A 21,133-nucleotide genomic window follows, 5' to 3' on the forward strand; every position below is an offset into this window, starting at 1 on the left:
TGCATGATCGGTCGCGTGCCCTGCAAGGCGTGCATGACTGCCCTGTGTTTCCCGACCTGACGGGGCAGGTGCGGCCACCCCACATCGGTGGGGAAAGGAGATATCCCATGCTCGATACGCAATATTCCATTCGCGAGGCCGACATGCCGGAAGACATGCGCTTTCTGTTGAACACCTATCCGCGAGATACGTGGGAGGCGCATCCGGGATTTCGCGAAAAGACACAGCACTGGATGGCCGCGCATCAGGGGTTCCGGATGCTCGCCGAACGGGTACGTCTGGACACAGAGCTGCTGCTCGACAAGGACATGGCGCTTGACGACTATGCCGCGCGGCTGTCCTTTCTGGGCGGCCGGCTGGTTGGCAATCTGCATGGCCACCATGGTTGGGAAGATCGCAGTTACTTTCCCGAGCTGTGCGCCGCCGACCCGCGGTTTGCCGCCGGTCTGGAAGTGTTGGAGCAGGACCACGCCGATCTGGACGTCGTGCTTGACGATTTCACACGTCAGGCCAATCGCGTGATCAAACTCGCGGAACTGGATGAAGGCCAGGCGCGGGACGAGGCAGGCGCGGTTCTGGATCAGGCGACCGCCATTGAGGCGTTTCTGAACCGCCATCTCGGTGACGAGGAGGACCTCGCCGTGCCGATCATCCTGCACCACAGGTTGCGCGGCTAGTTTAATTGGCTGATCACCTTGACTGGTCGGGGTGGTCAGTCAAATCTGGTCTTTGGAAACACCATGAAAATAGACCCACGACATCTCGAACTGCTTGCCGCGATCGTCGATCATGGCGGCGCGACCGAAGCGGCGCAGGTGCTGGGGAAATCCCAGCCGAGCGTCTCGCGGTCAATTTCCGAATTGGAAAAACGGCTGGGCGTGCGCCTGTTCGAAAGCCAGAAGCGGCCATTGCGGCCCACCGAGTTCTGTCTTCAGCTTGCGCAATACGGGCGGACCATCAACGACACGGGGAAGTCCGCGAGTGAATTCGTCACTCGGTTCAAGCGCGGTCAGGCCGGTGCGCTGCGCGTGTCCGGATCCCCGATTTTCATGGATGGTGTGGTGTCCCCGGTTCTGGCGGCATTTCAGTCCGAATACCCGGCCATCGCCATCGAACAGGGGTATGGATATGTCCAAAAGGTTCTGGATGGCCTTGCATCGGGTGATCTGGATGTGGGCATCGCGCCGATACGATCGTCGATGATCCCGGATGGGGTGGTCGCAAACCCGCTGCTGCCGGGGCGCAATGTGATCGCCTGCCGGATTGGTCATCCGCTGGTGCGTCACGCAAACCTGACCACCGAGGCCGTCGCGCATCAGCCATGGATTGCACCGCCGCCGGAAAGCCCGCTCTATCACGACCTGCGGGCAGTGCTGGACAGTATCGGCGTCAAAGACCTCAAGGTGAGTTTCTCAGGCGGATCGCTGACGTCGATCCTCAACTTTCTATATGAATCCGATGCGCTGACCATTCTGCCCTATTCGGTGGTCTATCGTTTGAACCGGCAGAACTCGCTCGCGGCGCTGCCGTTGCCGGTCGGTGATCCGGACAGGCATCTGTGTGCCCTGACCTCGAAGGCTGCGCCCGATTTTCCGGCGCGCTCACGGCTTTTGCAATATCTGGCGTCGGAGATGTCGTCCCTCAACGACTTGATGAGGCTGCACGCGGCACCGACCTGATCCGTCCTGTTGCGGGAATAGCATATCAATTTGTTATGCAGTCTTTCTGACTTTCGATCCTACCCGCCCTGTCAGTCCCTTAACCTTTCCTTGAGCAATCTGCTTTTGGGCACGGGGGAGACATGTTGGCATCGTCAACCAGACAAAGGGTTCTGTTCGGAGCGGGGGTGCGCAAGCAGCTTGCGCAGGAAGTGCGCGCGCTGGGATGCACCCGGGCGCTCATCCTGTCCACGCCGCCACAATCCTCGTCGGCCTTGGATACGGCCGCCGACCTGAACGGGTTGTCAGCCGGGGTGTTTTCACGGGCGGCGATGCACACGCCGGTGAGCGTCACCGAAGAAGCCATCCAACATGCCCGCGATGTCGGGGCGGATTGCGTCGTCGCGATTGGTGGCGGGTCAACCACGGGTCTTGGCAAGGCCATCGCCCTGCGCACCGATCTGCCGCAGATCGTGATCCCGACGACCTATGCCGGCAGTGAGGCGACCCCCATTCTGGGTCAGACCGAGAATGGTTTGAAAACCACGATCACCGATCCCAAGGTCCTGCCCGAGATCATCCTTTATGACCCCGAACTGGTCGCGACACTTCCCGTCGGAATGACCGTCACTTCGGCGTTGAACGCGATGGCACACGCGGCCGAGGCGCTTTATGCGCGCGACCGGGATGATCAGACCACCACGTTGGCGGTTGACGGGCTGCGCGCCTTTGCAGAGGCACTGCCCCAGGTTTTACGGGACCCTGAAAACCTCGCTGCGCGGGAGGACACGCTGAAAGGCGCATGGGCCTGCGGTGCGGTTCTGGGGCAGGTGGGCATGGCCCTGCATCACAAGCTTTGCCACACGCTGGGCGGGACGTTTGACCTGCCGCATGCCGAAACGCACGCCATCATCCTGCCCCATGCCGTCGACTTCAACGCGCAGGCCGTGCCCGCGCTTTTGACCCCCGTCAGTGATGTGCTGGACGGATCCCCGCCTGGACACGCCCTGTGGACCTTTGCCAGGGACATGGGCGCGCCAATGGCGCTGAAGGATCTGGGATTGCAGGAACGCGATCTCGACCGGGCCACCGAGATTGCCCTGTCCAAACCTTACTGGAATCCGCGCGACATCACTGCCGACGGTATCCGTGCGCTCTTGCAGAACGCGTGGGCCGGAACGGCGCCAGAAAAATGAGGACCATATGACCACTGATCACGACATTGCCGATATCGTCGCAAACCTGCCACGGGCCTACTTTACCGAAGAAGACTCCGCCGAGGTCGTCACCGGGCAGAATGTGAATGCAAAGAACAAGCGGTTGCAGGAGGTCATGGCCAGCATCACCCACCATCTGCACGCCGCCATCAAGGAGATCGAGCCAACGCAGGCCGAGTGGATGCAGGCCATTCAGTTCCTGACGGCAACGGGGCACAAATGCGATGACTGGCGGCAGGAATTCATCCTGTTGTCCGATGTTCTCGGCGTTTCGATGCTGGTGGATGCCATCAATTCGCGGCGGCCCGTCGGCGCGTCCGAGAACACGGTTCTGGGCCCGTTCCACGTCGGTGGCACGCCGGAATACCCGATGGGAGAAAACATCTGCCTCGACGGCAAGGGTGAGGACATGGTTGTCCGGGGCCGGGTACTGGATGTGGATGGCAATCCGCTGGCAGGGGTCAAGATCGATGTCTGGCAGGCCAACGACGAAGGGTTCTACGACGTCCAGCAAAAGGGCATCCAGCCTGATTTCAACCTGCGCGGTGTCTTTCGCACCGGCGAGGACGGCACGTATTGGTTCAAGGCCGTCCGCCCGCAACACTATTCCATTCCCGATGACGGGCCGGTGGGCGAATTGCTCTATGCGCTGGGCAGACATCCGTACCGGCCGGCACATCTGCACTACATTATCGCCAAGGAGGGTTATGACGAGGTCACGACCCACATCTTTGATCCCGATGACATCTATATCAACAATGATGCGGTATTCGGGGTGAAGGAAAGCCTGATCGCCGAATTCGTCAAAGTCGAGGATGCCGCGAAAATCGCGGAAATGGGGTTTGACGGGCCGTTCTACTGGGATGTCGAATTCGATTTCATCCTTGCCCCGCAAGGCGCAACCTCGTGACGACGCCGTGTATCATATGTGTGGCGATCACCGGATCGTTGCCCAGAAAGTCGATGAACCCGGCGGTTCCGATCACTGTGTCCGAACAAGTCGAAAGCACGCATGAGGCTTTCGAAGCAGGCGCCACGATCTGCCATGCGCACGTCCGGAATGATGACGAAACCCCTTCCAGCGACCCCGACAAGTTCGCGCGGCTCAAGGAGGGGATCGAGGCACATTGTCCGGGCATGATCGTGCAGTTTTCGACCGGAGGCCGGTCGGGTGCAGGGCGGGAGCGGGGCGGCATGTTGCACCTTCGGCCAGACATGGCCTCGCTCAGCGTCGGATCGAACAACTTTCCCACCCGTGTCTACGAAAATCCGCCCGACCTCGTGGACTGGCTGGCCGCGGAAATGCAAGCGCATGAGGTCAAGCCCGAGATCGAAGCGTTTGACCTCAGCCACATCCTGAAGGCGGCAGCGATGCACGCATCCGGGGCCATTGCCGGCACGCCTTATGTGCAATTCGTGATGGGGGTCAAAAACGCCATGCCGGCCGACCGTCATGTCTTTGATTTCTATGTCGAAACGGTACGCCGTCTGTTCCCTGGCGCACCGTGGTGTGCAGCGGGCATTGGGCGCGCGCAAGCCACGCTGAACGCTTGGGCCGTGGCCGCTGGTGGGCATGTGCGCACGGGCCTCGAGGACAACATCCGGCTTGATCGGGACACATTGGCCCCATCGAACGCGGCCCTTGTGCGCAATGCGGCGGCGATTTGTGCCGATCATGATCGCCCCGTTGCAACCCCTGCCCAGGCCCGCAGCATTCTTGGCCTGCGCCCCGTTTGAAAGGACACCCAGATGACAGACACAGACGCCCTGGACCAAGAAGCCCGCAGCGCCGCCGCCGCGTTCCAATCGCGCGGCCTGACCGCTGACCAAGCAACGCTCCAGCTGATTTTTACACAAGCCCGCACGCATTACGGCTGGCAGGACCGTGACGTAAGCGAAGAGACGTTGAGGGCGCTGTATGACATCGCCAAGATGGGCCCGACGTCGATGAACCAACAGCCCATGCGGGTGATCTTTGTGCGGTCGGACGTGGCCAAGGATCGGCTGGAGCCTGCGCTGTTCGACGCCAACCGACCCAAGATGCGCAGCGCCCCGGTCACTGCAATCATCGCGTATGACCTGAACTTCTGGGAAGAGTTGCCGCACGTGTTCCCGCCGAACCCCGGCGCGCAGGATATTTTCAAGAACAACGCGACCGCGGCGCAGGTGAACGCGTTCCGGAACGGCACGCTGCAAGGTGCATATTTCATGCTGGCCGCCCGTGCTGTGGGGCTGGATGTGGGGGGCATGTCGGGTTTTGACAACGGCAAGGTGGACGAGGAGTTCTTTCACGGCACCTCGCTGAAATCGAACTTTCTGGTGAACCTCGGATACGCTGATACGTCCAAGATTTTTCGCCGGTTGCCGCGCCTCGACTTTGACACCGTTTGCGAAACGATCTGAGAGGAAACCCCAATGTCGGGACCCGAAATCACAAAGGATGACATCCTCAACGCCTCCAGGGGCATGCTTCAAAAACAGCTATTTGTCGTGTTCACGACACCCACCAACGGCATGGGGCCGGTGATGGAGAACATCGAGGCGCACCTCGCGTTTCAGGTCAGCCTGGAACAGCGCGGCATCATGCTGGGGGCAGGGCCGTTCTGGGCGGATGACGAACACACATGGAATGGCGAAGGGATGGTGATCATCCGCGCCGACAGCCTTGAACACGCGAAAGAAATTGCCGCCACCGACCCGATGCATACCTCGGGCGCGCGCGATTTCAGGGTGCGGCCCTGGCTCCTGAACGAAGGACGCATCACCGTCGAAATCGATTTTTCAACCGGCCGCCATGCGGTCACCTGATTGAAACTGTCACGGGAGGACACAATGAAAACCACGATTGCAGCTTGGGTGCTGGGTGCGATGGCCACCACGGCCAGCGCAGAGACCTTTGATCTGACGATGGCTTCCAGCCATCCGACGGTTTTGCCTTGGGTCGGGCAGTTGTCCACATTGGTTGTTGCCGAAACCAACACGCGCCTCGAGGCGATGGGATCATCGGACCGCGTCACCTGGACCGAAGCCTATGGCGGATCGCTCTATGGGTTCAAGGACACGCTGGAGGCCGTGGGCGACGGCCTAACCGATGCAGGCTGGGTCGGGACGCTTTGGGAGGGATCCAAGATGCCCTTGCAGAACGTGACCTATTTCACGCCATTCGTGTCGGACGACCTTGTCACAACGCTTCAGATCATGAACGACTTGCACCGCGAGGTGCCTGAATTGCAGGCCGCTTGGGATGACCAGAACGTGGTCTTTCTGGGGGCGAGCGGGGTCGAAACCTATCACCTGATGACGAATTTTCCGGTGAACTCGATTGACGATCTGAAAGGGCGCAAGATCCTCGCACCGGGTCCGTCGGCGAACTGGATCAAACATCTGGGTGCCGTGCCGGTGAACGGGGCGCTGCCCACCTATTACAATCAGGTCCAGACCGGTGTGGCCGACGGGATGGTGATCATCCTGACCGGGGCCTTTCCGAACAAGCACTACGAGGTCGCCCCCTATGTCACACTGGTTGGTATGGGCGCGCAGATGACCGGGGGCCTCGGGATCAACAAGGATGTCTGGGAGGATCTGTCGGACGATGTCCGGCAGGTTCTCAGCGAACTTGGCGAAGAGTACACGGTTGCCCATGCCAGAGAGGTGATGGCGCGCTATGACACCTTCCTTGCGAAACTGCCGGAAGTTGGCGCGACCGTGACCGAACTGCCTGCGTCCGACATCGCGACATGGGCCGAAACGCTGCCCAATCTCGCCGGAGAATGGGTGGATGCAAACCAGTCCGACGGGGCCGAGGCGGTACTGGCCGCATATATGGACAAGGTCCGTGCCGCAGGTCTGGATGCGCGCGTGGATTGGGCCTCGAAGTGACTTGATCGCCGGGAGGCATGCCATGTTGACGTCTGCATCGTTTCGCCATGGAACACATCAAACGGTAAGCGCTGTTTCCGCGCTTACCGGACTTGTCAGCGGCGCGGCGTCGATCTGGATTTTCTGCCTGATGCTTCTGATTTGCGCAGACATCATCGGGCGCTCTGTTTTTAACGCACCGGTCCAGGGCGTGGCCGAAATTGTGGCCAATTCGATTGTGGCGATCGTTTTTCTTCAGGCTGCACATGCTCTGATGTCCGGGCGCATGACCCGCACCGACATCCTTGCCGGCTGGCTCGAGGACGAACGTCCCTTCGCAGCATCGGCCATGCGGGTTCTGTTTCACCTTGCCGGGGTCGCCGTCTTTGCCCTGATCGCGCAGGGAACCTGGCCCAAGTTGGTCGATGCCTGGGTCGAAGGCGAGTTTTTTGGCGCGCAGGGCGTGTTCACCGCCCCGGTCTGGCCGATCAAGGCCTGCCTTTTCCTTGGCGCGATGCTGACAGCGCTGGCATTTGCGGTTCAGGCGCTCAACGACGTCAAGGACATGGTGAATTCGGGCCGTGTGTCTCCGTTGAGGATCCGGCATTCGGTCGTGTTGAAGCCCAAGGGGTGGCCCTTTCTGATCGCGTTCCTCGCGCTCTTGGTCATTGGTTACGGCATTTTCTGGGCGGATCTGGGTCGGGTCGAAATCGGCATCGTTGCCATCGGTTTCATGCTGCTTTTGATATTTTCCGGGGCACATATTGCCGTTGTCCTGATCTTGCTCAGCTTTCTCGGGATCTGGCTGATCCGGGACAATCCGAAGGTTGCGATGCGGTCGCTTGCTCTGGCTGCGGATGGGGCCATCAACCGCTATCTGTTCGGGGTTGTGCCGCTGTTCGTGCTGATGGGCCTGATCGTTGATGCGGCGGATATCGGGCGCGATGCCTACCGGGTTGCCGCGTGGCTTTTGCAACGGATCCGGGGCGGCCTGGGCATTGCAACAGTGGCTGCAAACGCGGTCTTTGCGTCCATCACGGGGATCTCGATTGCCTCCGCCGCAGTGTTCTCGCGCGTGGCGGTGCCGCAGATGGTGGCAAACGGGTATAACAACCGCTTTGCCTTGGGGGTCGTGGCCGGGTCCTCGGTGCTGGGGATGCTGATCCCGCCCAGCCTGTTGTTGATCATATATGGCGTTCTGGCCGAGCAATCGGTCGGCGCGCTGTTCCTTGCGGCGATTGTGCCGGGGGGTATCCTTGCCTTTGTCTTCGGCTTCGGGATTTACCTGATGGCGGTTCTGCGCCCCCGGTCAGTGATGCAATCGGACCGACCGATTGCGATTGAAGGCGAAACTTGGGGCACGGCGGTGCAAAAACTGCTGCCCATTGCGGCGTTGGTCGTGATTGTGCTGGGAGGAATCTACTCGGGCTTTTTCACGCCCACCGAAGCGGGGGCGGCGGGGGCGGCTGCCGCGATACTCGTGGCGCTTGTGAAGGGCAGCCTGACATGGCGCAAGTTCTGGCAGGTGCTGGTGGATACAGGGCTGGTCTCGGTGTCCATCCTGATGCTCATCATCGCGGCGTCGATGTATTCACGTATGTTGACGCTTTCGACCATTCCGCAGGAAACAACCCAGTTCTTTGCCGGAATGGGGCTCGGTCTGATGGGATTCATGATGATCTACCTCGTGCTCGTCATCATCATGGGCATGATCCTCGACAGCACATCGATCATGTTGATCCTACTGCCGCTGTGCCTGCCAATCGTGACGGAACTTGGCGGGGACCTGATCTGGTTTGGCATCGTCACTGTCATTGCCGTCGAAATCGGCCTGCTGACTCCGCCTTTCGGGCTGACAGTTTATGTGGTGAAGGCGACAATCGCAGACCGCAACACCACGCTGGGCGACATTTTTGCTGGGACATTTCCCTTTGTCGTCATGATGACCATCGTGACATTGCTTTTGACTTTTATGCCCGCGCTGAGCTTGGTCTTTGAATAGAGTGTGCGGGTCCGTCACACATCGTGGACGAGCTTGAACACCTCGACAGGTTCGCGGATGCCCTTGAGTGTCAGGTCTCCCTTGCTCTCGACGCTATACGCGTCCTCAACCGCGATGCCCGCGCGCGTGCTGAGCAGGATCTCTCCATCTTCCGCCTCGTCGCACAGGCGTGACGCGAGGTTGATCGCCGTTCCGGACGCGGTGTAGTCAAAGCGGCCCTCGAACCCCACAAGCCCCACGGTGGCGTAGCCAAGCGAGACACCAACGCCGAACCCAAGCCGATGGCCAAGTCGTTTCCACGCCGCGCACAACTCGACCATACGCGCGCGCATTGCAATTGCCAGCCGCACCGCGTCGCCCGCTGGGTCATCGCAGGGGATGGGGTCATTGAACAGCACCATCACCCCATCGCCCATTCGCAAGTCGACACCGGCGCCATGCTGGTTGATCAACTTGCCCATCTCTTCGTGATAGGTTTGCAGCACTTCGATGGTCTCTTCGGGCTCTGCGGTTTCGCAGAACGCGGTGAACCCCCGAATGTCGCAGAACAGAACCCCCAAGAGGGCGCGGTGACTTTGCAGCATCTGTTCCGACCCTGACGACACGATCGTGTCGGCAACCGCAGAGGGCAGAAAGCGTTTCAACCGCCCCATCCGCTCAATCTCGACCACCTGTTCATCAACCTTGACGGCAAGCGATGTGTTGAGCTCCAGCACCTCGGCGGTGCGCGCCTGTAGATCATTGAATTGGCGCACATTCTCCATCGCGATAACGGCCTGGGCGGCGAATGTCTCCACCAACTCGATTTCGTCTGGCGTATAGGGCTTCACCTCCTTGCGGAACAGCACGAGGACACCTTCGCCGCCATCGGGCGTCATCAGGGGCACAAACAGGTTGGTGCGGATACCCGTGTCGTCCACGACGGACGTATAGTGCGATACACCCCTGCGATACCCATCGGTGTCGGCCATATCCGGCACATGGACAACCTCACCGGAGATGATCGCCTTGGCCGCCATGGAGATTGCCGGGTCCATAGTCACTTCACCGCGCGCGTAGAGATCAAGTGTTGCGGGACTGACACCCCGTGAGACGGCCATGCGCTGATGCGTATCGCCCTGCGCGCCCAGCGTCAGCGCGCCGGCGCTCGCCCCGCACAGATCAATGGCGTTGCGCAGAATCGTGTCAAAGACAGGCTGCGCATCATCACGGTTCTGATTGATGGCTTGCAGGATTTCCCGTGTCGCGGCCTCCCGATCCAGACGTTTTCTCAGGTTTCGAAACTGTCGTACGTTTTCAAGGGCAATGACGGCCTGGGTTGCGAAGGTCTCAACCAGTGCAATCTGTTCGTCCGTATAGGGCCGTACCTCGTGACGGAAGATGATGAAACAGCCGATGCCGACCCCGTCCCGAATGAGCGGCACAAACAGGTTGGTGCGAATGCCCTGCACATCGCACAGCTCGACCACGTTGGGCACGCCGGACCGGTATTGATCCGTGTCCATCATGTTGTGCAGATGGACGGGCCGTTTTTCGACGATGGCTTGCGCGGCAAAGGATTTCTCGGGGTCCATGGGTACGCGGCCCTGACCATAATAGTCCTCTGTGCTTTGCAATGCGCCATGGTGGGCGATCATGGTCTGGGTGTCGTCCGTGGCGCGGCCGAGGATCAAAGCGGCAAAAGGGGCGTCACAGAGTTTGCGCGCATTGCCGAGGATTGCATCGAACACCGGCCCTTCGTCATCGCTGGACGAGGCGATGGCGTTCAGAATTTCGCGGGACGCGGCGGCGCGGGCCAGGCGTGCCTCCATTTCCGTGATGTGGAGCGAGTTCTCGATTGCGATCGCCGCCTGATCCGCAAAGGCCTGTGCCAATTCCAGAGCGCGGTCATTGAATGGATGCACACGGGTCCGGTACACGCTGAAGACCCCGATCAGCCGACCACCCGCCATCATCGGGATGGCGGCCAGCGAACGCGCATGGCCGTATTTCACGGTCGCAAATCGTAGTGGGTTGGCGTCATGGACCACGTCTTCGGCGTTGACGTCGACCACGCTGACAGGTTTACGGGTTCGGGCTGCACGACCGACGGCGGTGTCGGGGCCGGGATTGAAGGTCCCTTGCGCGGAAAGCCATTCCGCGAAGGGTGCACTGATATTGCTGGAGCGCATCTCGGTGAATGCGAAGTCACCATGGTGTTCCATGAGGATACCGAACTCGGCTTCGCAGATTTCGAGCGCCTGTTCCAGCACCTCGTCGATGACCTCGTCGAGGTTGCGACTGCTCTCGTTGATGATCCGCAAAACGCGCATCATCGCGCGTTCCCGGCGCATGGCCTCGTCCAGCTCAAGCGCCAGATCGGCCACCACGGCGGTTGTGTCCTGTTCCGCAGGTGATGAGCCATCCGGATCGGTCAGGACCTGCGCCAACGCGATTTTCGACGTCACATTCAACTTGCCATATACGGTGCGCAAGTGAGACCGGACAGTCGTAGGGGAAATGCCAAGGTCACGCGCGATGACCTTGTAGCTGGCCCCGTCGGCATAGGCGGCAGCCACTTCGGCCTCTCGTTTTGACAGTGTTTCAATCGATTGCGCCGTGTCCGACATAATATCCTCGGGCCAATGTAGGGGGACCATACCCTACATCGCTCCTGCATCAATTGGTTCATTTGAACGATATTGCGACGCGACGCCGTTGCCTAATTTGGATGCAGGACGCCGCGGGAATTGTCCCCGGCGCCACAGCACAGGAGCTGACACCATGACCATCACAGAAACAGCACGCGCCTTCTTCGAAGCTTGTGAGACCGGACAGGGCTGGGATGCCTGCGCCGCCTATTGCAGCGAGGATGCAGGTTTCGCATGTCAGTCAGGGGCGCTGGCCGACACGCACACGCTGGCGGCCTATGCCGAATGGATGAAAGGCCTGCTAACGCCCATCCCGGACGGCCGCTATGAATTGAAAGGGTTCGCCTGCGACGAAGACCGGGGCACCGTTCTGGCCTTTGCCGTGTTCCATGGCACCCAAACCGGTCCCGGCGGCCCCGTCGATCCGACGGGCGCGACTGTGGCATCGGATTATGTCTACGCGATGGAGTTTGCGGGCGGAAAGATCACCCACATGACCAAGGTCTGGAATGACGGCCACGCGCTAGCGCAGCTTGGCTGGGCGTAGTTCGCAGCGAAAGGGGGGCGGCGGCGCTGCCCCTTTTTTAAATCGTGTTTTAACTGCCGGCAGCGCGCCACCTGACGGACGGTGTCGGCATACAGTAAGCAAATTGAACAGTTCAGTCGCAATATGTATGTTAAACGCAAAGAAATCGCCGAGGAAATTCGACCATGAACGAGCAAGATATCCCCAAGCGCCGGATTGTTTCATCACGTCACTTGGCCGACGGCGACAACTGGCAAGCCTCGGAAATAGAGTACGGGATGATCATTGCCTATAACGCGTTTTCCCGTTGGATGACGCGGTGCATGTCGGCGGCAGGTAACACGGATCTGACGCCGCTGGAAATTCTGGTGCTGCACAACACGAACCACCGTGGCCGTGATAAACGGTTGGCGGACATCTGTTTTCTGTTGAATATCGAAGACACGCACACCGTAAATTATGCCCTGCGCAAGCTGATGAAGATGGAGCTTCTTGTCTCGGAAAAGCGAGGCAAGGAAGTGTTTTACCGGACGTCCCCGACCGGGGAGGCGCTGTGCGACGCGTACCGCGAGGTGCGCGAGCGTTGTTTTCTGGACGGTTTGTCCCGCCTGGACATGACCGGCGACGAGATGCGCGAGATCGCCGCCAACCTGCGCTCCCTGTCTGGCCAGTATGATCAGGCCAGCAGGGCCGCAGCGTCGCTTTAGCGCGCGATGTAGGTTGGCAGAAAGGTGACGATCTGTGGAAACAGGCAGATCAGCAGGACCCCAAGCAAAAGTAGCAAAAAGAACGGGAACGCTGCTTTTGCGATCCGCAGGATGTCGATCCCGGTCAGACCCTGAATGACAAACAGGTTGAAGCCCACGGGCGGTGTGATCTGGCTCATCTCGACCACGATCACCAGGTAGATGCCAAACCAGATCGGGTCGATCCCGACGGCTGACACCATCGGCATGATGATGGACGTGGTCAGAACGATGACCGAAATGCCGTCCAGAAAGCAGCCGAGGATGATGAAGAAGACCGTCAGGGCGACCAGCAGGGCGGCGACCGACAGGTTCATGTCAGAAATCCACGACGCGAGGTTGCGCGGCAACCCGGTAAAGCCCATGGCCACCGACAGGAACGCAGCCCCCAGCAGGATCAATGCGATCATGCAGGACGTGCGTGTCGCCGACATCACCGCCTCGCCAAACAGTTTCCAGCTGAACGCCCCCGATGTCCACGCAAGGATGGTTGCAAGGACAACACCCAGAGCGGCCGCGTCGGTGGGGGATGCAAGCCCGCCATAGATGGATCCGATGACGCCGCCGATCAGCAGCGCCACGGGGATCAACCGCCGCGACGCACGGAATTTTTCGCGCAGGGTGAATGTCTCGTTTATTGCCGGGGTCAGAGCAGGGTTCATCCATGCCCGAACCGCGACATAGCCTGCAAACAGCGTCATCAGCATGATGCCGGGAATGATGGCAGCGATGAACAGGCGGGCAATCGATTGCTCTGTGGCGACCCCGTATACGATCAGGATGATCGAAGGCGGGATCAGCAGCCCCAGCGTCGCGGACCCCGCCAGCGTGCCGAGGATCAGGCTTTCCGGGTAGCCACGTTTTGTCAGCTCCGGCACCGACATGCGCCCGATCGTTGCGGCCGTCGCGGCCGAGGATCCGGAAACGGCGGCAAAGATGGCGCAGCCAAAGACGTTCACATGCAACAGGCGCCCCGGCGCGCGGCTCAGCCATGGGACAAGCCCGGTGAACATATCGTCGCTCATCCGTGACCTGAGCAGGATTTCCCCCATCAAGATGAAAAGCGGCAGAGCGGTCAGCGCCCAGCTGTAGGAATGCCCCCAGAAGGTCGCCGCCAGAACGAGGCCCGACGGCGCGTTGGAAAAGAAGACAAGACCGGCCAAACCGACCAGAGACAGCGAAATCGCCACCCAGACACCGCTGGCCAGCAAAAAGAACAAGAGCCCCAAAAGGACCAGGCCAATCATCGGATCAGACATCGATCAAACCTCGCCGGGGCTGGACAGGATCGGCTTTCGCGCCGACACCAACTCACAAAGGGTATGGAGGATTGCGACCAGCAACAGGGCGATGCCAAAGGTGGCCACGCTTTGTGGGATCCACAGCGGGACAGGGATGATGCCGTTGGACACATCACCATAGTGCACGCTTTCTCGGACCAGGTCGGCCATGAAATAGGCCGCATAACCAACCAGTCCTGCCGCGACTGCCAGTACAAAGACTTCGGCGGCAAATTGCGCCGATTGCGGCAACCGCGAAACAACGAGGTTCACCCGAATATGCCCGCCCGCGCGCAACGTGTGCGCCATGGCAAGGAATGTTGCGCCTGCCAGCATGAACCCCGAGAAATCGGCGTAGGATGGAATGGTGGATGGCAAGACACCCGGTGCGATCCGGCCAAACGCGTTCAGACAAATCTGCGCCGAGATCAGCAGGCAGATGCACAAGATCAGCCCCCCAGCGATCATGCCGCACAGATCATAGAGTTTTTGAAATCGGCGAGACATTGCGCTGGCGTCCTTTGGTAGAAAAGTGGCCGGTCACAGATGCATGACCGGCCAGTTCAGGGAGGTTATTGGCTGTTGTAGGCGTTCAGCACCGCGCGGGCGCTGTCGGAGGCCGCGGCATCCCATGTGCCCAGCATCGTTTCACTGATACCTTGCAGGCCCTCGATCAGAGCGGCGCTTGGTTCGTAGACGGTTATCCCGTTTTCGGCGAGTGCGGCCGTCATGCTCTCGGCTTCGGCGGCGGACATCTCCCAACCCCGGGTTTCGGCCGTGTCGGCTGCGGCGAGAACGGCGGCCTGCGTGTCAGCATCCAGCCTGTCGAACATGCGCTTGTTGATGACCACGATGTTCTTTGGCACCCATGCGTTGATCGGCGTGTAATGGGTCACGAAATCCCAAGCGGTCGAGTTCACGCCGGTGGAAGGCGAGGTGATCATCGCGTCAACCTGTCCGGTCGCAAACGCTTGCGGGATGTTTGAGGCCTCGATCTGTACCGGCGATGCCCCGGCCAGCGTTGCAAATTCTTCGAGGGCCGCATTGTAAGCGCGGAAACGCAGGCCGTTCAGATCGTCGACCTTGGCAATTTCGCCGTTGGTATAAAGACCCTGGGCAGGCCACGGGACGGAAAATAGCGGCATCAGGCCCTGTTCGGCCAGAAGCTCGGTGATGACCGGTTCCTGTGCGGCCCAAAGACGTTTGGCGTCTTCATAGCTCGTGGCGACGAAGGGTTGACTGTCGACACCATATGCAAGGTCTTCGTTGGACAGACGCGACAGAAAGAACTCGCCCAGCGGGACAGAGCGGTTGCGAATGGCGCCTTTGATTTCCGCATGGGGAAAGAGGGATCCGGCAGAATGAAGCGTGATGTCCAGACCGCCATCCGTGGCGGCGCGAACGTCATCGGCAAATTGCGCGATGTTCTGTGTGTGGAAGGTACTGTCGCCATATGGTGTCGGCATGTCCCAGTTCTGTGCAGCTGCCGCTGTTGCGCAGAAAAGCGCGGCTGCACCGAAGACGAAGTGTTTCATAAGGAGGCTCCCCATCGTTGAAAATATGGACCGTTATAATTCGAATCCATTACGTTGACAAATTGTCAGCGTTATAAACATAAAGCAACAACAATTTGATTCTCGGAGGGTGAAGTGGATCACGCGCAGACAGGTAAATGGCAGTTTTGGGTTGATCGCGGCGGCACCTTTACCGACATCGTCGCCCGCAAGCCGGACGGCACGCTGAAAACCCACAAGCTCTTGTCGGAGAACCCTGAAGTCTACCCGGACGCTGCCGTCCACGGGATCAAATCCCTGCTTGGTGTCGCGCCGGACGCGGACATTGCCTCCGGCCAGATCGCAGCGGTCAAGATGGGCACCACTGTCGCCACAAATGCGTTGCTGGAACGCAAGGGCGAGCGGACCGTCCTCTTGATCACCAAGGGGTTGCGTGATCTTTTGCGCATTGGTTACCAAAACCGTCCCGACCTTTTCGCGCTGAATATCAAACTGCCGGAACTGCTCTATGAGGATGTCATAGAGATTGATGAACGTGTCGCTGCGGATGGCGCGATCATTTCGCCGTTGAACACCACCAAGGCGCGTGAGGCTTTGTCCCGCGCCTATGGCAAGGGGTATCGCTCTGTCGCGATCGCCCTGATGCACGGCTATAAGTATACGGATCACGAACGGCGTTTGGGCGACATGGCGCGCCAGTCGGGCTTTACCCAGGTCTCACTCAGCCATGAGGCCAGCCCGCTGATAAAACTTGTCTCTCGCGGGGACACAACCGTTGTGGACGCCTATCTTTCCCCGATCCTGCGCCGCTATATCGATCAAGTCGCCTCCGCCCTGAATGCAGGTCAGGGCGGCTGTGACAGCCTGATGTTCATGCAGTCTAACGGTGGCCTGACCGACGCCGGACGCTTCCAGGGCAAGGACGCGATCCTGTCGGGCCCGGCCGGTGGCGTTGTCGGTATGGTGCGGACCGCTGCAGACCTCGGGTTTGACAAGTTGATCGGGTTCGACATGGGCGGCACGTCAACAGACGTTTGCCATTATGCGGGCGAGTTTGAACGGTCGTTCGAGACAGAAGTCGCCGGTGTGCGCATGCGCGCCCCTATGATGTCCATCCATACGGTCGCAGCCGGTGGTGGGTCCATCCTGTCCTATCGTGACGGACGTATGCAGGTGGGCCCCGAAAGCGCTGGCGCCAATCCCGGTCCTGCGGCTTACCGCCGTGGTGGGCCACTGACGGTCACGGACTGCAACGTCTTGCTGGGCAAGTTGCAACCGGGTCAGTTCCCGTCTGTCTTTGGACCCAATGCGGACCAACCATTGGACGCGGATGTCGTGCGCGCCAAATTCACGGACCTTCAAGCCGAGATCGGCACCGATAAAACCATCGAGCAAATCGCCGAGGGCTTCTTGCGGATCGCCGTCGAGAACATGGCCAATGCGATCAAGCAGATCAGCGTGCAGCGCGGCTATGACGTGACCAAATACACAATGAATTGCTTTGGTGGGGCAGGCGGGCAGCATGCCTGCCTCGTGGCTGACACCCTAGGAATGGAGAGCATCTTCATCCACCCCTTCGCGGGTGTTCTGTCGGCCTTCGGGATGGGCCTGGCGGATGTACGATCCATCCACGAACACCAGTTTGCCGGATCAATCAACGACATCGGCCCCGCACAATCCGTGCTCGACGACCTCGCCCGGGCGGCAAAAAAAGAGGTTCAGGCACAAGGCATTGAGGATGCCGACATCACCACCGTCCTCTCGGCCCATATTCGGACAGACGGCGCGCATCAGACACTGGAGGTCCCCTTTGGCACGCCAGAACACATGACAGACAGCTTCAACGCGGCCCACAAGACGCGCTTTGGATTTGTCCCCGAGAATGCCGATCTTATCATCGACCTGCTCACTGCCGAAGCCATCGGCGCAACCGGCGAGGCAGTAACTCTGCCCGATACCGTCCATGTTGACGAAGATGCAAAAACAGCACGCATGTATGCACACGGCGCATGGTCCGACGTGCCTCTTGTCAACCGCGCGACCCTCGCCGCAGGTGAAACCGTGTCCGGCCCCGCGATCCTGACCGAACCGACAGGGACCAACATCATCGAGCCGGGTTGGCAGGCTGAATGTGTTCAGGGCGGAAACTTGGTCCTGCGTCGCATCGTCCCGCTGGAACGCGCGGAGGCGATTGGAACCCGCGTTGATCCGGTGATGCTCGAGGTGTTCAACAATCTCTACATGTCCATCGCCGAGCAGATGGGGGCGACCCTGGCCAACACGGCCTATTCGGTGAACATCAAGGAACGGCTCGATTTTTCATGCGCCATCTTCGATCAAAACGGTGATCTGGTGGCCAATGCCCCCCACGTGCCTGTGCATCTTGGGTCCATGTCAGGCTCCGTGCGGTCCATTCTGGCCCAGAACGCAGGCAAAATTCGCCCCGGCGACGTCTTTATGATGAACAACCCTTACAATGGGGGCACGCACCTGCCGGACGTCACGGTCATAACGCCCGTGTTCGACGATTCAGGAGAAAACATCATCTACACGGTCGCGTCACGCGGGCACCATGCCGATATTGGTGGCACGACCCCCGGCTCGGCCCCGCCCGACAGCCGCCATATCGAAGAAGAAGGCGTGTTGATCGACAACGTCCTTCTGGTCAAGCAGGGCGTCCTGCAAGAACAGCAAACCCGCGCGCTGCTGTCCTCTGCCAAATACCCTTGCCGCAACGTGGACCAGAACATGGCCGATCTGTCCGCCCAGATCGCCGCGAACGCGACGGGTGCAAGCGAGTTGCAAAAGATCACACGCCAGTTCGGCCTCGATGTGGTGCATGCCTATATGGGTCATGTTCAGGACAATGCAGAGGAAAGCGTGCGCCGGGTTCTGGATGTCCTGCACGACTGTGCGTTCACCTATCCCCTCGACAGCGGTGCCGAGATCAAGGTGAAGATCACCGTCGACAAGGACACCCGGTCCGCGGAGATCGATTTTACCGGAACATCGCCGCAGGATGATCTGAACTACAACGCGCCACTGTCGATCTGCCGTGCCGTGGTCCTGTATGTTTTCCGTACCCTGGTCGGATCTAACATTCCGATGAACGAAGGGTGCATGAAGCCGCTGAACCTCACGGTGCCCACGGGATCGATGATCAACCCGGATGCGCCGGCAGCTGTGATTTCTGGCAATACCGAAGTGTCCCAGGCAATTGCAGATGCGCTGTACGGTGCGCTTGGCGTGATCGCCGGCAGTCAGGGCACGATGAACAACTTTGTCTACGGAAATGACATCTACCAGAACTATGAAACGATTTGCGGCGGCACCGGGGCAGGGGACGGCTTTGATGGTGCGAGTGCGGTGCACAGTCATATGACGAACACCCGCATGACCGACCCGGAAGTGCTGGAAACCCGTTTTCCCGTCCGGGTCGAGGAGTTTGCGATCCGGCGCGGATCTGGTGGTGCGGGGGCGTTTCATGGTGGCGATGGGATCGTGCGTAAATTGCGCTTCAACGAGCCGATGACCGTCACAACCTTAAGCTCCCACCGTGACACCGCCCCCCATGGTGCCGCGGGTGGTGCCCCCGGTGCTTGCGGTGAAAACGAGGTGGTCCGTGTTGATGGGCGGGTCGAGGTCAAAACAGGCAATGACGTGGCGCACATGAACGCGGGGGACGTCTTTGTTCTGAAGACACCCGGCGGCGGTGGGTATGGAACGGCCCAAACTTAGGCTACGGATTGTGGTGCCATGACCCGTTTCGGAAACGGGACCGTGGATTGGCCCAGTGACCCGACACTACGCGTCCAAGCGGCGGGCAGCACAGCCGCCACGCGGTTCTTGGGGGCAGGTCTTGGCCCCAGCCATATCGCAAATCACCACGGGTGAAGGCGCTTCGGGACGCAGCCGTGGCGATTGGGCACGCCGCCTCCGTTTCGCTTGCAGAAAGCGCGGACGTCCTTGACGGAATGACGTGCGAAACCCGACGCTGCGAGAGCCAATCTGCAAGTACCTCTGACGGAGCAAGGAGAGTAGGGGGTTAAGAGCTTGAAATTAAATGGAGGCGAGTACCGGAATCGAACCGGTGTACACGGATTTGAAATCCAGTGTATTTCGGCCCGAAAACAAAGCTTTAGGACCGAAAGAGTATCAGGACATTTGTCGAACAAGTTGTGAACCTGATACCCGTGTTTTGGCAGGCCTAAAGCCATGAGCGGCATGGCGTTGATCTGGGCTGCGAACGTCAAAGGGTTGAAGCCAGCTGCCAAGATCGTGCTGATCCAACTGGCAGACTTCCACAACAAGGAAACCGGCCAGTGCAATCCAAGCGCCCAGCGTTTGGCGGACGAATGCGAGATGGGCCGCGCAACGCTGTTTCGGCATATGACAACGTTGGAGCAATGCGGGCTTGTCACACGCCATGCACGTGGGGACGGCGAGGGCGGGCGCGGGTCCAACCAGTATGAATTGCATCTCGATATCAGCCTTGGTCCTAGTTCGCGTCCGAAGGGTGGGGGCAGCGGTCAAAATGAGGTTGCGTCTCAAAATGAGACGGGGGGAAACGTCTCAAAAAAGTGGAGGAGAAGTCTCAAGGGTGAGACGGGGGTAGTCTCAAATCGGGACAGGAACCTTACCATTGAACCTAAGAAAGAACCTCCTTCGCGCAGGCGCGAGGCGGCGGAGGCTGAGAAGATTTTGGCGGCTTATCCTCCGGATCGCCTTCGCGGCAAAGCGACCTGCTTTGACCAGATCGAAGAGGCCATGAAGGACGGGATCGCACCGGAGGACTTGCTTCAGGCGGTCCAAGCCTACGCGACCTACAGCGCTGGTTTCACCCGTTCCAAGGTCTGCTTTTCCGACAACTGGTTTCAGTCGCGGCGGTGGCAGGCCTATGTCGAGAAGCAGGCAGAAAACCGAGTGAAGGCGGCGACGTTGGCGGCTGACCACCATGCCCGGCTCGCCTGCTGGATCAGTGATCGCAGTCCGATGTGCAAACATATCACGGGCACCCAAGTCACGGCGTTGCTTGCGTCGAAGATGGTTTCCGAGGCCCAAATTCAAGCCGCAGGCCTCAGATCATGAGCCCCACCGATCCCACCGAAGAGCAAACAGCAAGGCGACCCATGTCATACGCTGGCGCTGCTGACACTGGACCTTGCGAGGGGCGGCACGCCTCCCCTTCGAACCCCACCGGCGTGGGCAAAACCCCCGCCAAAGAGCCGCTGACCGAGACCTTCGTCTTTCGATGCACAGCGGCAGAGAAGGCCGAGCTGCGTGCAAAGGCTGAGGCCGCTGGTCTGCCCGCCGCGACCTTGCTGCGCGAGGCGCTTGGCCTAACCGAGGCTCGCCGCCGCAAGCCCATCCCCCGCGTTGATCCGGCGCTCGTGCTGGCCGTCGGACGCATTGGCGGCAACCTCAATCAGATCGCCCGCTGGCTGAACCGTGCGATGCTGGCGGGCCGCGTTGACCTTGACGCATTGACCGTTGCCCGCCGCCTGCTGACCATCGAACGCCAGCTCGCCGAGATCGTCGAGGCCGCGCGCCGATGCTGATCAAGTTCTTCCGCAACGGCAAAGGCGTGGGCGCGGGTCCTGTTGGCTACCTCATCGCGGACAAGGTGCTGGCCTATGACGACAACCGCGACCTGATCCGCGATGCGGACGGGCAACCCAAGGCCGTCACCCGCGACCCACTGC

Annotated in this window: 19 protein-coding genes; 15 read left to right on the forward strand and 4 right to left on the reverse strand. The window is 60.0% G+C overall.

The window, feature by feature from the left end:
* Positions 1–107 precede the first annotated feature (107 nt).
* From Q0949_RS05535 to Q0949_RS05575, 9 genes are all read left to right on the forward strand, one after another.
* Positions 108–677: a hemerythrin domain-containing protein gene (locus tag Q0949_RS05535; protein ID WP_299369407.1), complete on the forward strand. Its 570-nt coding sequence runs from the start codon at positions 108–110 to the stop codon at positions 675–677.
* A 63-nt stretch (positions 678–740) separates the two neighbouring features.
* A complete protein-coding gene (locus Q0949_RS05540) occupies positions 741–1,679 on the forward strand; it encodes a LysR family transcriptional regulator (protein ID WP_299369409.1) in 939 nt (312 codons plus the stop codon).
* A gap of 122 nt (positions 1,680–1,801) precedes the next feature.
* Positions 1,802–2,854, forward strand: a complete 1,053-nt coding sequence (locus Q0949_RS05545) for a maleylacetate reductase (protein WP_299369411.1) — start codon at positions 1,802–1,804, stop codon at positions 2,852–2,854.
* A 7-nt stretch (positions 2,855–2,861) separates the two neighbouring features.
* Positions 2,862–3,785 carry an intradiol ring-cleavage dioxygenase gene (locus Q0949_RS05550; RefSeq protein ID WP_299369412.1) on the forward strand — a complete coding sequence of 308 codons (924 nt, stop codon included), beginning with the start codon at positions 2,862–2,864 and terminating at the stop codon, positions 3,783–3,785.
* On the forward strand, positions 3,782–4,612 hold the full coding sequence (locus Q0949_RS05555; RefSeq protein WP_299369414.1) for a 3-keto-5-aminohexanoate cleavage protein: 831 nt from the start codon (positions 3,782–3,784) through the stop codon (positions 4,610–4,612). The genes Q0949_RS05550 and Q0949_RS05555 overlap by 4 nt, the downstream gene beginning before the upstream one ends.
* Before the next feature lie 12 nt (positions 4,613–4,624).
* Complete coding sequence (locus Q0949_RS05560) at positions 4,625–5,278, forward strand: malonic semialdehyde reductase (RefSeq protein ID WP_299369416.1); 654 nt, start codon at positions 4,625–4,627, stop codon at positions 5,276–5,278.
* A 123-nt stretch (positions 5,279–5,401) separates the two neighbouring features.
* Entirely contained in the window at positions 5,402–5,683 is a 282-nt protein-coding gene (locus Q0949_RS05565; protein WP_299369418.1) for a YciI family protein, read from the forward strand.
* A 24-nt stretch (positions 5,684–5,707) separates the two neighbouring features.
* Positions 5,708–6,754, forward strand: coding sequence for a C4-dicarboxylate TRAP transporter substrate-binding protein (locus tag Q0949_RS05570; RefSeq protein ID WP_299369420.1), 1,047 nt, complete (start codon positions 5,708–5,710; stop codon positions 6,752–6,754).
* A 130-nt stretch (positions 6,755–6,884) separates the two neighbouring features.
* Complete coding sequence (locus Q0949_RS05575; protein WP_299369422.1) at positions 6,885–8,735, forward strand: TRAP transporter large permease subunit; 1,851 nt, start codon at positions 6,885–6,887, stop codon at positions 8,733–8,735.
* 14 nt (positions 8,736–8,749) lie between these two features.
* Here Q0949_RS05575 and Q0949_RS05580 read toward each other — a convergent pair whose 3' ends face one another.
* Positions 8,750–11,374, reverse strand: a complete 2,625-nt coding sequence (locus Q0949_RS05580; RefSeq protein ID WP_299369424.1) for a GAF domain-containing protein — start codon at positions 11,372–11,374, stop codon at positions 8,750–8,752.
* Between the two features lie 124 nt (positions 11,375–11,498).
* Here Q0949_RS05580 and Q0949_RS05585 point away from each other — a divergent pair, with 124 nt between their 5' ends.
* A complete protein-coding gene (locus Q0949_RS05585; protein ID WP_299369426.1) occupies positions 11,499–11,912 on the forward strand; it encodes a nuclear transport factor 2 family protein in 414 nt (137 codons plus the stop codon).
* Positions 11,913–12,076: 164 nt separating this feature from the next.
* Positions 12,077–12,598 (forward strand): winged helix DNA-binding protein, encoded by a 522-nt coding sequence (locus tag Q0949_RS05590; RefSeq protein ID WP_299369428.1) that lies wholly within the window; start codon positions 12,077–12,079, stop codon positions 12,596–12,598.
* Here Q0949_RS05590 and Q0949_RS05595 read toward each other — a convergent pair.
* The 3 genes from Q0949_RS05595 to Q0949_RS05605 form a co-directional block, all read right to left on the reverse strand.
* On the reverse strand, positions 12,595–13,896 hold the full coding sequence (locus tag Q0949_RS05595; protein ID WP_299369430.1) for a TRAP transporter large permease subunit: 1,302 nt from the start codon (positions 13,894–13,896) through the stop codon (positions 12,595–12,597). The genes Q0949_RS05590 and Q0949_RS05595 overlap by 4 nt on opposite strands.
* Before the next feature lie 3 nt (positions 13,897–13,899).
* The gene (locus Q0949_RS05600) at positions 13,900–14,424 is read right to left on the reverse strand and encodes a TRAP transporter small permease (RefSeq protein WP_299369432.1); all 525 of its coding nucleotides are present in this window, start codon (positions 14,422–14,424) and stop codon (positions 13,900–13,902) included.
* 65 nt (positions 14,425–14,489) lie between these two features.
* The gene (locus tag Q0949_RS05605) at positions 14,490–15,452 is read right to left on the reverse strand and encodes a TRAP transporter substrate-binding protein (RefSeq protein ID WP_299369434.1); all 963 of its coding nucleotides are present in this window, start codon (positions 15,450–15,452) and stop codon (positions 14,490–14,492) included.
* Between the two features lie 114 nt (positions 15,453–15,566).
* Between Q0949_RS05605 and Q0949_RS05610 the strand changes: the two genes are divergently transcribed.
* From Q0949_RS05610 to mobC, 4 genes are all read left to right on the forward strand, one after another.
* The gene (locus Q0949_RS05610; RefSeq protein ID WP_299369436.1) at positions 15,567–19,169 is read left to right on the forward strand and encodes a hydantoinase B/oxoprolinase family protein; all 3,603 of its coding nucleotides are present in this window, start codon (positions 15,567–15,569) and stop codon (positions 19,167–19,169) included.
* A gap of 18 nt (positions 19,170–19,187) precedes the next feature.
* Complete coding sequence (locus tag Q0949_RS05615) at positions 19,188–19,325, forward strand: hypothetical protein (protein ID WP_299369438.1); 138 nt, start codon at positions 19,188–19,190, stop codon at positions 19,323–19,325.
* A gap of 321 nt (positions 19,326–19,646) precedes the next feature.
* Positions 19,647–20,519: a helix-turn-helix domain-containing protein gene (locus Q0949_RS05620; RefSeq protein ID WP_299369440.1), complete on the forward strand. Its 873-nt coding sequence runs from the start codon at positions 19,647–19,649 to the stop codon at positions 20,517–20,519.
* Positions 20,520–20,560: 41 nt separating this feature from the next.
* Positions 20,561–20,989, forward strand: a complete 429-nt coding sequence (gene mobC / locus Q0949_RS05625) for a plasmid mobilization relaxosome protein MobC (protein WP_299369442.1) — start codon at positions 20,561–20,563, stop codon at positions 20,987–20,989.
* The last annotated feature ends 144 nt before the right edge of the window (positions 20,990–21,133 follow it).

The organism is uncultured Tateyamaria sp. (assembly GCF_947487805.1).
Lineage (GTDB): Bacteria > Pseudomonadota > Alphaproteobacteria > Rhodobacterales > Rhodobacteraceae > Tateyamaria.